This is a genomic window from Cupriavidus sp. SIMBA_020, from assembly GCF_046535395.1.
In the GTDB taxonomy this organism is placed as follows: domain Bacteria; phylum Pseudomonadota; class Gammaproteobacteria; order Burkholderiales; family Burkholderiaceae; genus Cupriavidus; species Cupriavidus campinensis.
Window position 1 is genome coordinate 1 of sequence record NZ_JAWRWU010001250.1, and the last position, 250, is coordinate 250.

The 250-nt window shown below is 52.0% G+C and carries 1 protein-coding gene; it reads right to left on the reverse strand.

Annotated features, from left to right (window positions below; genetic code table 11):
• On the reverse strand, positions 1 to 250 hold a 250-nt coding region (locus SB751_RS33510), incomplete at both ends, for a hypothetical protein (protein ID WP_410749434.1).

Consider the following 250-nt stretch of genomic DNA (forward strand, 5'->3'; position numbering starts at 1 on the left):
TCTTGGAGTGTGGTTTCTATGCAGTAGGCAAAGAGCGCCAGGTCGTGGGCGACATTCCAGAGGCGGTCAGCCTCCTTTTCGGCCTTGGGCGAGATTGCCATGTCGCTCTGGATCTTGGCGGCTACTTTGGCATCAAAGAGATCAGGATTATGTTTGACGAAGAATGCGGTTGCGGCAAATAGGTACGCAAACGTAAACCTTGGCAGTTCCTCTGAGATGATGCATTCGGACAGAGTCTTGACCTGATCCT